The organism is Paenibacillus auburnensis (assembly GCF_927798115.1).
Taxonomy (GTDB): Bacteria; Bacillota; Bacilli; order Paenibacillales; family Paenibacillaceae; genus Paenibacillus_AQ; species Paenibacillus_AQ auburnensis.
In genome coordinates, this window is sequence record NZ_CAKMMG010000007.1 from 198971 (window position 1) to 211594 (window position 12624).

Genomic DNA, 12624 nt, shown 5'->3' on the forward strand with positions numbered 1-12624 from the left:
CAACATGAGAGTTTATTATTGTAACCTTGAAGTTACCATGGAGGTAATTGGGGGGAAATGGAAAGGGCTAGTTCTGTACTATTTGATAAAAGGTCCGAAACGAACGAGCGAATTAAAGCAACTTGTGCATGGTATCACTCAAAAAATGCTTATCCAAACTCTCAGAGAATTGGAAGCTGATGGACTTGTTAGCAGGAAAATGTTCAATCAGGTCCCTCCGAGGGTTGAATATTCGACCACAGAGCTTGGGCAATCGCTTGAGCCGATTCTAAGAGCGCTTTGTCAATGGGGTGACGGTTATGCGGATAAAACATTCGCTGAAGGAGAGTTTCAAATTCTTAATAATGAATATTGATTATCCAACTAAGTCAGGATGGGTTATTGTTTTTGACAAAACACAACACTGAGTTAGTCGGTTGAACCGATAGCAGAATTCATCCAGATACGCTTGCAAATGTTTCGAGTCAAGACCGTGAAACGTGCCACAATAAAGGCTTTAGCGTTGGAGATGACCGTATGAAGCCACTTGAGATGATCCGCGTTTTCTACAGGGTTAAACAGCTTGGCTTCATGCTGATATCCTTGTTTAGCCAGAGCCTGGTAAGACCGGTACTTGTCGCTATTTATTAAGTAATCTGCCCGTTAGTTGAATAAAGGCAGCCGATCGAGTATACCGACCGGCTGCCCTATCGTGTTTGAACTTAGATTTCCCGTTAGGGTAATCACCATAAGTGACAAGGTCATCTTACCGTCTGGTAGACGAGACCTACGGCTCCAGAATCAAAGGTCTTGTTTTCGATTAGCTGAAGATTGATCTTCTCCTTGAGACCCTGGAATAACGGCAACCCCTTACCGATCAGGACGGGAGAAACCGTAATTTTATACTCATCAATTAAATCAAGCTCCATAAGGTGATGTGCAAACCTAGGACTGCCGAGGATGACCATATCCTTGCCTGGCTGCTGTTTGAGGTTATTGATCTCTTCCTCGATATCTTCTTTTACGAGTCTGGAATTATTCCATTCGACTTTCTCCAGCGTGGTGGAAAAAACAATTTTGGCTGTCTTTTCGATCCATTCGGCATGATCCCGTTCATGCTGCGAAGCTGATGGGTTCGAAAGTACAGAGGGCCAGTAACTGTGCATCATCTGATAAGTCCCACGCCCCCAAATGACAGTGTCAGCAGTGCTCAGAATTTCTTGCGCGTGTTTCTCCAGATCCGCATCGTAGGAAATCCAGCCAATGTCCATTTCACCGTTCGGCCCTTCTACAAAACTGTCAAGCGATGCGTGCAGAAATAGAACTAGTTTTCTCATATTCAGTTCTCCTTTGATCATGAAGGATATCTACATCAACATTATACATTATTTACATTTAGCAGGATTCAACTTGGGTTGTTTCTTGTGGATTGCTAACCCCGATACCTGCCCATCAGTATAATGCCTCGACAGTTTAGTACTTATAAGGCCAAGGTCTGGCGATATGATAATATGAATTAATAAGTCTGCTTCAGGCGGAAGGAGAGATTACCTGCATGTACATAAGAGTTCTTAATCCGGCCGATGCCGAAAAGTACCGGGAGCTCCGGCTTGAGTCACTGCTGAACCATCCGGAAGCTTTTCTGAGCACCTATGAAGCGGAGAAGGAGCTGCCGCTCGAAACCACTCGCAGCAGGCTGGAGCCTGCGGAAGGCAGGTTCACTCTGGGCGGCTTTACGGAGCAGGATGAGCTGGCGGGAATGGTTACTTTTATCCGGGAGGACAGGGCGAGAATCTCCCATAAAGGCAATGTCTATGCCATGTATGTGAGTCCCGCAGTACGCAAGCAGAAGCTGGGATACCGGCTGATGAAGGAGCTGATTGTCCGGGCCGGGCAGCTGCCGGGGCTGGAAAGGATTAATCTGACGGTATTCTCGGACAACGATCCGGCGAAAAGGCTGTACACTTCGCTGGGATTCACCTGCTATGGTACCGAGCGGAAGGCGGTTAAGCTGGACGGCGTATATCTGGATGAGGATTTGATGACGCTGGAGCTGAATCAACTCCTGCTGTATCCATGAAGACAAAAACGGAAGCTTGGTCATATTATAAGCTGCCCGATGCATAAGCTTGGTCTATGAAGTCCTGTCCACGGGAGGGAAAAGACTTGGCGACTGCGCTGCTTGGCAGCTTTTTATCGGCAATGGCTACGGTGCTTGGTGTAGTGCCCATACTGTTCGTACGAAGATTGTCCGAGCTGTGGAAGGATGTGCTGGTTGCTTTTACCGCCGGTATCATGGTCTCTGCATCGACCTTCGGCTTAATGCCGCAGGCCATTAGGGAGTCAGGAATTATTGCGCTGACGCTCGGGCTGATCACCGGGGTGCTGCTGCTTGATCTAATTGAGAACAATATTCCGCATATCGATGTTGAGAACAAACCGGGGTTCACCAATATGGATTCCAAGGCGCTGCTCGTCATGATCGCGCTGTTCATTCATAATATTCCTGAGGGCCTCAGCACAGGATTCAGCTATGCCAGTGAACAAGGCAGTCTCGGTCCCATGGTGGCGATTGCCATCGGGGCGCAAAATATGCCGGAAGGTCTGATCCTCGCCATCTTCCTGATGAATTCTAATGCGACCCGGCGCAAGGCGCTTGGGATTGCCGCACTGACCGGTCTAATGGAGATGATCTCGGCTGTTATCGGCTATTTTACGGCAAGTTCGATGCAGCATGCGGTCGGTTACGGGCTGGCTTTTGCCGCTGGAGCGATGCTTTTCATTGTCTACAAGGAGCTGATTCCGGAGAGCCATGGTCATGGCTATGAACGGCCTTCTACCTACTCCTTTATCTTCGGGCTGCTGGCGATGGTGTATATTACGCAGTTTTTTGGTTGATGGGCCGGAAAGACTTTCCTCAGAGCTTGTACAGTAACGTTCCTTTTTCATTTAAAAAGACCGCTTAAGGTGTTCATGACACATTTTGCGGTCTTTGTAATTGTACCCGTATACCCCTTATCTGCAGAGTTTGCGTCCCGCTCCAAAAGCCGCTATACTGGCTTTTATCCCGGCGATTCACAGAGCGTCAGCTTGAAGATGGAGGGTGGAAACTGGATGGATAGACTAGCCTGGGAAGCTGTAACAACCTTTATTTTGCTTATCATTGCGTACTTGAGCCTGTATTTTTCCTTTCGCAAACGTACGCCTTTTGCACGCTACACTGCATTAGTGCTGCTGGCGGCAAGCGGAGCTCCGCTGGCTGTGATGCTGGGGTTGGAATATGCCAGGGAATCCGAGGATGCGAATATCGGTCTGGGGATGGCTTTTATGCTGACCTGGGTGATTACAGCGCTGATATTTTTGCTGTCACTGGTTCTTTGGATTCTCCGGCTAAGAAAGAAACGCTAGTTTGAAAAAATATCAAAACAGGCTATCCCGGCTGCATATGCAGTTTAGGATAGCCTGTTTGCTGTGCTTAGCGGTGGGCTGTGTATACGTTCGCCTTGCTGGCCTTACGGATAGTTTCCAGCTCTTGCGGCGAGAGCGGTGCGGACTCCACTGCCGCTACGTTCAGCCTCAGCTGCTCTATGCTGCTCGCCCCCGGAATGATGGTCGCTACCGGGGACTGTGCGAGCGGATAGTGAAGCGCGGCTTGCGTCAGCGTCCGGGAACCGGAAGTCTGCTGTGTCAGCTGATCATGCAGTCCGGCCAGTTCCTGAATACTGTAATCCAGATAATCCTGCTTCAGCTTGGCGCGGCCATTCTCTGTCAGGATACCGCGCGCCAGCGGCCCGCGGGCAATCAGGCTGATGCCATGCTGCTTCAGCAGAGGGAGAATGTCTTCCTCCGGGCGTCTGTCAAGAATACTGTATTGACTCATCACACTTACGATGCTTGACCGCTGCACATATTCTCTGATCACATTCGGGCGGATGGAGGAAATGCCGTAATACCGGATCAGCCCTTCCTGCTTCAGCTCTTCAAAGGCTTCAATGGTCTCATCGATATTGTCTTCGAGCGTTCCGCCATGCAGCTGGTAGAGGTCGATATAATCGGTCTGCAGCCTGCGGAGACTCTCATGTACTGCTGATTTGATATAGGCTTTGGAGGGGTCCCAGGACCAGCCTTCCCTGCCGGGCACCCGGCGGTTTCCGACCTTCGTCGCCAGAATAACATCACCGCGGCGATGGCGGATGGCTGTACCTACGAGTTCTTCATTCCGTCCTTCATCATAAAGATCGGCAGTGTCGAGGAAGTTAATCCCCAGGTCCAGCGCTTCATGAATGATGGATACGGCTGCTGGTTCCTCGGTTCCCAGGGACATACAACCCAGCCCCATGGCGCTTACATATAACTCAGATTGGCCTAAACGGTTTTTGTTCATTCTGCATCCCTTTCTGCGCTGTTTTGTGTCCATTATACCATCCCTTACAGCAAAAAACGGCAAATGCACCTGCTCCCGGCCTGTCAGCTGTGTGGTGTCATTTGCCGTCTTCGCTTGAAGGCTAACTAATCTGTAACTCCCGGGAGGGGACTATCCCCGCAAAATAGTTTCGATCTGCTCCAGCTCTTCTGCGCTCAATTCAGGGGCGTTCAGGGAGGCTACGGCATCCTCGATCTGGCTTACCTTGCTGGCACCGATCAGTGCCGAGGTAACCTTGCCGCCGCGCAGCACCCAGGATAAGGCGAGCTGTGACATTTTCTGGCCGCGGGCAGCAGCAATGTCGTTCAGTTTACGCACTTTGCCGATGACTTCCTCGGTAATCTCCTGTTCGGAGAGGAATACACTGGGTCCGGCTGCACGGGAATCGGGAGCGATTCCGTTCAGGTAGCGGTCGGTCAGAATGCCTTTTTGCAGCGGCGAGAAGGCGATGGTGCCGATGCCTTCTTCGGCGAGCACATCCTGCAGGCCGTCTTCAATCCAGCGCGACAACATGGAATAGTTCGGCTGATGAATCAGGCAAGGCGTGCCCAGACGTCGGAGAATCTGCGCCGCTTCGCGCGCTTCAACCGGTCTGTAATTGGAGATGCCGACGTACAGCGCTTTACCCTGGCGGACGATCAGATCCAGCGCAGCCATCGTTTCCTCCAGCGGTGTGTTCGGGTCTGGACGGTGATGGTAGAAAATATCCACATAATCAAGGCCGAGCCGCTTCAGGCTCTGATCGAGACTGGAGACCAGATTTTTTTTGGAGCCCCATTCTCCATACGGGCCGGGCCACATATAATAGCCGGCTTTGCTGGAGATGATCATCTCATCACGGTAGGCGGAGAAGTCCTGGCGGAGGATCCGGCCGAAATTTTCTTCTGCAGAGCCTGGAGGCGGACCGTAGTTGTTGGCGAGGTCAAAATGGGTGATACCCAGATCAAAGGCCCGGCGCACCATAGCGCGGCCGTTCTCGAACAGGTCATTGCCCCCAAAATTATGCCACAGGCCCAGGGAAATAGCCGGCAGCAGCAGGCCGCTCCGGCCGGTACGGTTGTATTTCATATTGTCATAGCGTTCAGGACTGGCGATATACATGTTTAATCCTCCTAAAAGTTTTGTTTAGCATTACTTCATCGGATCGACTTCGGACAAAACTCTCATCGGAAGCATACACTTAGTTTTGTAAGCATAATCTTCCATGAGTCACTTCGGACAAAACTTGCTTCGGAAGCATACGCTTAGTTTTGTTTAGCATAAGCCTCTGTGAGTCACTTCGGGCAAAACTTGCTTCGGAAGCGTTTACGTTTTTTAGCCCCGGTCATGCTCTATTGTAGCGAAATCCCGGGGCTGGGCGTATGTCAGCAAGGAAGATCTTTATAGAACAATGTCCGTATTCTCATGACGGATGCGGTACTCTTTGGGAGAGCAGCCCTTGACCTTCTTGAACATCCTTGAGAAGAGCAGCGGGTCCTGGTAGCCGACAGAGCGGGAGATTTCCCCGATGGTACAGCCTGTTTCGGCGAGCAGCTCGCAGGCCTTGGCGATCCGGAAATTTAGCAGATACTGCTGCGGAGGCAGGCCGACAGTCCGCTTAAACAGGGCAGAGAGGTATTTACGGTCCAGCTTTAGGGAAGCGGACATCATCTCTACCGTGATATTTTCACAGTAATGGGCATGCAGGAAATGGAGGCACTCCTCAACGTAGAGGCTTTTTTGACGCGGGAGCCTGAAGCTGTCCTTCACCGCCGGAACGGTACGGAGCAATATAGTGAAGAACTCATACATAATCGCTTTGAGCGGCAGATCTAGGCCCTCCGCCTGATCCGCCGCCTCTGTCAGCCGGTCGTAGAGCGCAGGCATGAGCTGCTGATCCATCGGGAAGACGGGGCTTTCCGGCGATAGGGAGGTTTTGGACAGTAAGGATTCAATTTCTTCTCCGGTAAAAGCAATCCACGAGTAGGTCCAGGGCTCCGTGCTGTCCGCTGCGTAATGGGTCACGATATGCGGATAGGTCAGAAAGGCCTGGCCGGCCTTCAGGGTATGCGTCGCTTCCCCCACGGAAACCTTGCCCGTACCTGCGTGAATGAAATGGATTTTGTATAAGTCGCGGACGCCTGGACCGACAGAATGACCGGGAGCACACTGCTCGGAGCCCCAGTAATGCAAATGCAGATCGGGGCTGCTGCGGAACGGACGCTGCGGATTATATTTAAATATGGCCATGCTTCAGCCTCTTTCCTGTATAAGGTTGTCCTGGACAGAATGCGGATATATTGCCATTATACAATAGTTTCGCAGCGGCGGAGAAACCGCAAAAAGTCCCAGCACCCCTTAAGATTAAGGGCGGGGACTTCTGCTTGAGGTGATGAGGCAGAGGTAATGCTAAGCTTCCATTTTCAGCATAACAAGTTCCTCTACCGGCTCGCCGTTCACGAGATGCTCCTCAACAATACGGGGCACATCCTCTGTTGTTACATTGTAATACCAGATGCCGTCAGGATACACAATCACAAACGGACCGTTTCCGCACAGCCCGAGACAGCTCGTTTTGTTGATTTTAACGGTTTTGTTGATGCCCTGCTCCACCAACTGCTCTTTGAACGCCTGCATCACATCTTCGACATCCTGGTTGTTGCAGTGCTCGCTGCAGCAGAAGAGCAGGTGCTTTTTTAAAACCTTTAAACGCATATTCATGGTATGCCTCCTTAGTCGTGTGAAAATCGTTAACATATCTTACGAGGAGTATAGTCCCTTTTGCATATATTGTATTGAGGCTCTGCGGATTGTTCGTAAAGGCTTAACAAATGGCCTAAAACCGGGATTTTCATGTAAGAATATCTAACTTATCAGGATCATATTTGATGAAAATATGTCTGTTTTTTCGTTTTTTTGCTCTTTAACTGTTTCAAAAAAATATATAAGGAGTCTGCTTGGAATTAACAAACTTCCAGTTTCGCCGGCAGCTGTTTGGTTAAGTAAGAGATGTGAACGAGACCAATCAACAAAAAAAATGCTATCAGGAGGGAATCGTATGAATAAGAAAATTGTTGGTGTATTCCATAACGAACACGAGGCTTCACGGGCTATTGAAGATCTGAAAAGCCGGGGATTTCTTACAGAAGATATCTCCGTAATAGCAAGGGATAAACGGGATGTAGACGCGATCAGCGACGAGACAGGAACCAAAGCACCAGAAGGCATGGCCTCGGGTGCGGCAACCGGCGGACTGCTCGGCGGGGTAACCGGACTGCTGGCAGGAATTGGGGCCCTGGCGATACCGGGAATCGGCCCGATCATTGCCGCAGGCCCGATTGCAGCGACCTTAGCAGGCGCAGCCGTTGGAGCCGGCACCGGCGGATTAGTCGGCGGGCTGATCGGACTTGGTATTCCGGAAGATGAAGCTGAGAGCTATGATAACTATGTAGACGAAGGACGGATTCTGGTTATGGTGGATGCGGACAGCTCGCGTTCAAATGACGTGTATGAAGTGTTCCGTAACCATAATTCAGCTAACGCCGACCGGTATTTGGACAATAATGTAACCACTGAAACTGCAGAAGAGAATGCCCGCGGTTCTGTAACAGACACCGTAGATGCTGCCTTTAACGGATCGGGGCTCGAAGGACGGAATGATACCGGACTCGATACGATGAATTCAGCATCTGTGCATGATCTTCCGGAAACAAGAGCGCTGGATGATGTGAACCGTCCGGGGATGACGGGAGATGTGTACTCCGGCACAGCTGATGGAATCGGGGAGCGGGATCATGCACGGTTAAGTGAGTTTGACCGGGAGGATGATGAAGCCCGCAGACTGCGCCTGCGTGCAGAGCAGCTGGACGTGTCCAAAAACAAGGTACAGACCGGTGAGGTTAATGTCCATAAAGAGATCGTCGAGGAGCAGAAAACGATCAACGTTCCGGTTTCCCGCGAAGAAGTTGTGATCGAGCGGCGCTCGGTCAACAATGACTCCAGCTCAACCCCAATTGGAGCTGATGAAACGATCCGCATTCCGGTGAGCGAGGAACAGGTAGACGTCCGCAAGAATACAGTAGTTACCGGTGAAGTAGACGTTCATAAACGTGAAATTCAGGGTACAGAGCAGGTGAAGGATACCGTGAAACGCGAGGAAGCCCGGATCGACAAAACGGGTAATGTGAAGGTCAATAGCAGCGACGAGTTGCAGAGAGACCACAGCCGCACCCGTTAAACGGGTGAAGGCTGCAGAGTCATTAAGCTAAAGCATCATTAAAAAGGGTTTCTCCCGGGTCCAGAAGGACTTAGGAGAAACCCTTTTTAATGGAATTATTGCAGCTGCCTGCCGTCAGCTTACATGAAGGCTAAGTTCTGCCGCTCAGACCTGCCCTGTGGAATATCCTTGCCGGGCAGGAAATGAATGCTGCGGATATAGCGGATCGTCCGGCTCTGCGCCCGCATAATGACGGAATGCGTCTCGGCGCGTTCCTTGCCGATGAAGCGGACGCCGCTGAGGAACTCACCGGAGGTGACGCCGGTGGCGGCGAAGATCACGTCGCCCGTGCCGACCATATCCTCCATCGACAGCACGCGGGTCGGGTTGTCGATACCCATCAGCAGGCAGCGCTGCATCTCAAACGGTCCCTCTGGCAGCAGTCTTCCCTGCAGTTCTCCGCCCAGGCATTTCAGTGCAGCGGCGGCCAGCACACCTTCAGGCGCTCCGCCCGAGCCCATGTACAGATCGACATCGCTGTCCGGCAGCGCCGCCGCGATGGCTCCGGCTACGTCGCCGTGGCCGAGCAGCTTAATGCGTACTCCCATCCCGCGCAGGGTGCGGATCAGCCCTTCGTGCCGCTTGCGGTCGAGTACCATTACCGTCAGCTCGGAGAGTGCCTTGCCGGTGATCATGCTTGCTTTGCGCAGCGTAACCTCGGCCGGATCCTCCAGGCTTAGCCTGCCGGCCAGCTCGGGTCCGCAGGCCAGCTTCTCCATATAGATGTCGGGAGCATGCAGGAGGCTGCCGCGGTCGGCAATGGCAATGACCGACTGGGCATTATGCAGCCCGCAGGCTACCACCTCTGTACCTTCCAGCGGATCAACCGCCACGTCAACCAAAGGGCCGTTCTTGTTCCCGACCTGTTCCCCGATATAGAGCATCGGCGCCTCGTCCATTTCGCCTTCGCCGATCACGACGGTTCCGTCAATGGAGACGGAATCAAACATGGAACGTATAGCGGTTGTAGCAGCATCATCCGCCGCGTTCTTGTCACCCCGGCCAATCCAGCGGGCTGAGGATAATGCGCCTAATTCAGTTACCCGTACAATCTCCAGTGCCAATTCGCGTTCCATATATTATTCCCTCCAGTGTAGGTTTGGTGTGCAAGACTTATACGCCGCTGCTTCCGGACTACAGATTAGAGATAGCCCATAATAATGCCGGCGGTTTCCTCAATTGCTTTGTCGGTAATATCAATAACCGGGCAGCCGAGCTTCGCGAACAGCACCGCAGCATGCTCCATTTCCTCGGTAATTCGTTCGAGGCTGGCATATTGGGAGCCTGCCGGCAGGCCCAGCACCTTAAGGCGCTCGGAGCGGATCTTGAGCATATACTCCGGCTTCATCGTCAGACCGATGATCCGGCTTGGCGGCAGGCTCAGAAGCTGCTGCGGCGGAGCGATCTCCGGCACGACCGGGTAATTGACGACCTTTTTGCCCCGGTGGGCGAGGAAGATGCTGAGCGGGGTCTTCGAAGTGCGGGACATGCCCAGCAGCACAATGTCGGCCTTCAGCATAGCATTCAGATCGCGGCCGTCATCGCAGGCGACGGTGAATTCAATCGCTTCGATCCGCCGGAAGTAATCCTCGTCCAGCTGGTGCAGCAGTCCGGGCCGGGCCTGGGGCGCATCGTCGAACGTGTCGATGAAGGCCTGCATCATCGGCCCCATGATATCCACGATCCGCAGATCAAGGCGTACAGCCTCCTCACGGATCATTTCCCTAAGTTCCGGCTGTACCAGTGTGTAAGCGACAAAACCCTGCAGCTGCGCCGTTTCTTCCATCAGCTTCCGCAGCTCCTCTTCATGCCTTACGTTGCCGTATCTCCTGATTGTGACACGCTGATTCTGGAATTGGTGGATGACGGCCTGCACAACCGCCTCTGCCGTATCACCTATCGAATCTGAGCATATCGTGATGTAGTGCGAAGATTGCTCCATGCGCTTCCATTCCTCCCGTTATCCTTTGGCTTCAAGATCGAGGAGAAGCTTAACGATGGAAGTTTTGGTCAGCCGGCCCACCACATCGAGCCTTGGGACGGTTTCTTCCGCGCCGCCGGGCACGACCACCGGCAAACTGTCTACCTCGTGAAAAATCATTTTATGCGCGGCATCAAGCACCGTGTCCTCGGGAGATACCGTTACTACCTTGGTCTGGCGGGTCATGACCATGCTGACCGGCATGGATACCGCACCCGGATTGCCGAGTGTTACCTTCAGAAAATCCTTGCGCGAGGCGACTCCGGCCAGCTTGCCGTCCCCGTCGCAGATAATCAGTGTGCCGACATCCTGCAGAAACAGGGTAACGACGGCATCCTGGATTGTGGTCGTTTCACGGATCACCACCGGGATGCTCTGGATGTCCTTGACCTTGGTTTCCTTCAGCAGATAGCTGCTGCCGAGCCTGCTTACCGACCTTTGGCCGGGGAAATAGCCGACCTTCGGCTTGGCATCGATGTATTCCAGCATCACCAGAATGGACAGGTCATTGCGGATGGTCGGCCGGCTGAGATTGAGGCTTTCCGCGATTTGCTCGCCGGAGATCGGCGCGCGTTTTTTCACAATATCAATAATTTGCAGTTGACGGGATGTCAGTTCGATTGCAGGTTCCCTCCATTGTCCGGATATGATTAGGCGCTCCTCTAAGGAAAAGGAGTACCGGTGGCCGATTCCCCCTTTCATTCAGACGTCTTATTGGCAATAATAACCGCTAACTTGAGTATATAATACGCAATTATGATCATTAATGCAACATATAGTACGTCATAAATAAATTTATTAGGGTTTAATAATAAAAAAGCCAGTGAGAACACTGGCTTTCCTCTTCGGTGATCTGTGCCTGCTCAGGAGCATCAAGCGGCATCTTTCGGCAGAACGGGCGGTGAAGACGGCTTTTTGAACAATAACTGTTTCAACGCGCCTGCATTGACCAGCACCGTTCCGGCGATGATGGTGAACACACCAAGCAGGGTAATCCAGGTGACGGCCTCGTCATAGAACAGGAAGCCGACCCCGACAGCAATCGGCGGTGAAATGTACAGCCAGGTGGACGGGAATACGGGATTGGTCCTTGCAACCAGCCAGTAGAACAGAGTATGTCCGACCATAGAGCCGATGACGGTGAGATAGAGCAGCGACCCGGCGGTTTTGAAGGAGAGCAGGACTTCGGGATGCACATTTTCGGTGGCCAGTGAGAGGATGAATAACAGCGCTCCCCCGTACATCATTTGCGCGGCGTTCAGTGCAACCGGCGAGACACCGGAGAAGGCCGTGGTCACTTTTTTGGAATAAATCGCACCCGCAGCGTAGCAGCATTCCCCGATCAGTACGACAACACAGCCGATAAGCCACAGGGGAGAGATATCGACCACCAGGCTTGGGAGCACGAGCAGCAGGACGCCGGTGAAGCCGATGATGCAGCCGTACATAGAGTATGAGGGAGCTTTTTGCCGGAGAAAAGCGGTCTGCATCAGCAGGATCATCATCGGGCCTGTAGCCGACAGTACCGCAGCAAGCCCCGAGGATACATATTGCTCAGCCCAGTACAGTGCGGAGAAGGTGCCAAAGGTCAGCGCGGCTCCGGTGATCAGCATTTCTTTGCGGAGCAGCAGGGAGAAGCTTGCTTTGCCTTTGACGGCCATCCAGAGAAACAGAACAGCTCCTGCCAGGAAGAAACGCAGCCCTGCGGAGAAAAAAGGCGGTGCCCCGGCATCGACCCCGATTTTAATCGCAAGAAAAGTAGTACCGAAAATCAGACAGACAAGCGAATAAGCGAGCATAATCATGTGCAGTTCCCCTTTGTTAGGTTGATATGGCAGTCCGGTGAAGCGTTTGATTCATCATAAACGGCCAGGCACAGAACAGTTAATAAGTAACAGAACAGATGCAGGCCGGGATGCTGTACAATAGGGGAAACTGTGAAAGTGTGAAACGGGTAAACTGAGAATTGAGGAGAGGGTGCAGGCT

The 12624-nt window shown here is 52.3% G+C and carries 14 protein-coding genes and 1 pseudogene; 5 read left to right on the forward strand and 10 right to left on the reverse strand.

What is annotated here, in order from left to right; genetic code table 11:
- Positions 1–4 precede the first annotated feature (4 nt).
- On the forward strand, positions 5–355 hold the full coding sequence (locus tag L6H70_RS21130; RefSeq protein ID WP_236336098.1) for a winged helix-turn-helix transcriptional regulator: 351 nt from the start codon (positions 5–7) through the stop codon (positions 353–355).
- Here L6H70_RS21130 and L6H70_RS21135 read toward each other — a convergent pair.
- Positions 356–576: pseudogene (locus L6H70_RS21135) on the reverse strand (transposase); the annotation flags it as partial.
- Between the two features lie 164 nt (positions 577–740).
- Entirely contained in the window at positions 741–1316 is a 576-nt protein-coding gene (locus L6H70_RS21140) for a dihydrofolate reductase family protein (protein ID WP_236336099.1), read from the reverse strand.
- A 218-nt stretch (positions 1317–1534) separates the two neighbouring features.
- Here L6H70_RS21140 and L6H70_RS21145 point away from each other — a divergent pair, with 218 nt between their 5' ends.
- The 3 genes from L6H70_RS21145 to L6H70_RS21155 all read left to right on the forward strand — a co-directional run bounded on the left by L6H70_RS21145 (position 1535) and on the right by L6H70_RS21155 (position 3387).
- Positions 1535–2059 carry a GNAT family N-acetyltransferase gene (locus tag L6H70_RS21145; protein ID WP_236336100.1) on the forward strand — a complete coding sequence of 175 codons (525 nt, stop codon included), beginning with the start codon at positions 1535–1537 and terminating at the stop codon, positions 2057–2059.
- A gap of 86 nt (positions 2060–2145) precedes the next feature.
- Complete coding sequence (locus L6H70_RS21150; RefSeq protein WP_206103419.1) at positions 2146–2877, forward strand: ZIP family metal transporter; 732 nt, start codon at positions 2146–2148, stop codon at positions 2875–2877.
- Positions 2878–2952: 75 nt separating this feature from the next.
- Positions 2953–3387 carry a hypothetical protein gene (locus L6H70_RS21155; protein WP_236336101.1) on the forward strand — a complete coding sequence of 145 codons (435 nt, stop codon included), beginning with the start codon at positions 2953–2955 and terminating at the stop codon, positions 3385–3387.
- Between the two features lie 67 nt (positions 3388–3454).
- Here L6H70_RS21155 and L6H70_RS21160 read toward each other — a convergent pair whose 3' ends face one another.
- The 4 genes from L6H70_RS21160 to L6H70_RS21175 all read right to left on the reverse strand — a co-directional run bounded on the left by L6H70_RS21160 (position 3455) and on the right by L6H70_RS21175 (position 7102).
- Entirely contained in the window at positions 3455–4363 is a 909-nt protein-coding gene (locus L6H70_RS21160) for an aldo/keto reductase (protein ID WP_236336102.1), read from the reverse strand.
- Between the two features lie 150 nt (positions 4364–4513).
- Positions 4514–5503 (reverse strand): aldo/keto reductase, encoded by a 990-nt coding sequence (locus L6H70_RS21165; RefSeq protein ID WP_236336104.1) that lies wholly within the window; start codon positions 5501–5503, stop codon positions 4514–4516.
- A 279-nt stretch (positions 5504–5782) separates the two neighbouring features.
- A complete protein-coding gene (locus L6H70_RS21170; protein WP_236336105.1) occupies positions 5783–6631 on the reverse strand; it encodes an AraC family transcriptional regulator in 849 nt (282 codons plus the stop codon).
- Between the two features lie 159 nt (positions 6632–6790).
- Entirely contained in the window at positions 6791–7102 is a 312-nt protein-coding gene (locus tag L6H70_RS21175; protein WP_206103423.1) for a (2Fe-2S) ferredoxin domain-containing protein, read from the reverse strand.
- A 337-nt stretch (positions 7103–7439) separates the two neighbouring features.
- Between L6H70_RS21175 and L6H70_RS28930 the strand changes: the two genes are divergently transcribed.
- On the forward strand, positions 7440–8618 hold the full coding sequence (locus L6H70_RS28930) for a YsnF/AvaK domain-containing protein (protein ID WP_236336106.1): 1179 nt from the start codon (positions 7440–7442) through the stop codon (positions 8616–8618).
- Between the two features lie 119 nt (positions 8619–8737).
- Here the strand turns inward: L6H70_RS28930 and glpX are convergent, their stop codons facing one another.
- The 4 genes from glpX to L6H70_RS21200 all read right to left on the reverse strand — a co-directional run bounded on the left by glpX (position 8738) and on the right by L6H70_RS21200 (position 12443).
- A complete protein-coding gene (gene glpX / locus L6H70_RS21185) occupies positions 8738–9733 on the reverse strand; it encodes a class II fructose-bisphosphatase (RefSeq protein WP_206103425.1) in 996 nt (331 codons plus the stop codon).
- A gap of 65 nt (positions 9734–9798) precedes the next feature.
- Complete coding sequence (locus tag L6H70_RS21190) at positions 9799–10599, reverse strand: pyruvate, water dikinase regulatory protein (protein WP_236336108.1); 801 nt, start codon at positions 10597–10599, stop codon at positions 9799–9801.
- An 18-nt stretch (positions 10600–10617) separates the two neighbouring features.
- A complete protein-coding gene (locus tag L6H70_RS21195; RefSeq protein ID WP_279306783.1) occupies positions 10618–11238 on the reverse strand; it encodes a helix-turn-helix transcriptional regulator in 621 nt (206 codons plus the stop codon).
- A gap of 272 nt (positions 11239–11510) precedes the next feature.
- The gene (locus L6H70_RS21200; RefSeq protein WP_236336111.1) at positions 11511–12443 is read right to left on the reverse strand and encodes a DMT family transporter; all 933 of its coding nucleotides are present in this window, start codon (positions 12441–12443) and stop codon (positions 11511–11513) included.
- Positions 12444–12624 lie beyond the last annotated feature (181 nt).

Coding starts and splice junctions, on each gene's coding strand:
- glpX (WP_206103425.1), bottom strand. CDS start 9,733: ATGGAACGCGAATTGGCACTGGAGATTGTACGGGTAACTGAATTAGGC.
- L6H70_RS21160 (WP_236336102.1), bottom strand. CDS start 4,363: ATGAACAAAAACCGTTTAGGCCAATCTGAGTTATATGTAAGCGCCATG.
- L6H70_RS21155 (WP_236336101.1), top strand. CDS start 2,953: ATGACACATTTTGCGGTCTTTGTAATTGTACCCGTATACCCCTTATCT.
- L6H70_RS21170 (WP_236336105.1), bottom strand. CDS start 6,631: ATGGCCATATTTAAATATAATCCGCAGCGTCCGTTCCGCAGCAGCCCC.
- L6H70_RS21190 (WP_236336108.1), bottom strand. CDS start 10,599: ATGGAGCAATCTTCGCACTACATCACGATATGCTCAGATTCGATAGGT.
- L6H70_RS21165 (WP_236336104.1), bottom strand. CDS start 5,503: ATGTATATCGCCAGTCCTGAACGCTATGACAATATGAAATACAACCGT.
- L6H70_RS28930 (WP_236336106.1), top strand. CDS start 7,440: ATGAATAAGAAAATTGTTGGTGTATTCCATAACGAACACGAGGCTTCA.
- L6H70_RS21130 (WP_236336098.1), top strand. CDS start 5: ATGAGAGTTTATTATTGTAACCTTGAAGTTACCATGGAGGTAATTGGG.
- L6H70_RS21175 (WP_206103423.1), bottom strand. CDS start 7,102: ATGAATATGCGTTTAAAGGTTTTAAAAAAGCACCTGCTCTTCTGCTGC.
- L6H70_RS21200 (WP_236336111.1), bottom strand. CDS start 12,443: ATGATTATGCTCGCTTATTCGCTTGTCTGTCTGATTTTCGGTACTACT.
- L6H70_RS21140 (WP_236336099.1), bottom strand. CDS start 1,316: ATGAGAAAACTAGTTCTATTTCTGCACGCATCGCTTGACAGTTTTGTA.
- L6H70_RS21145 (WP_236336100.1), top strand. CDS start 1,535: ATGTACATAAGAGTTCTTAATCCGGCCGATGCCGAAAAGTACCGGGAG.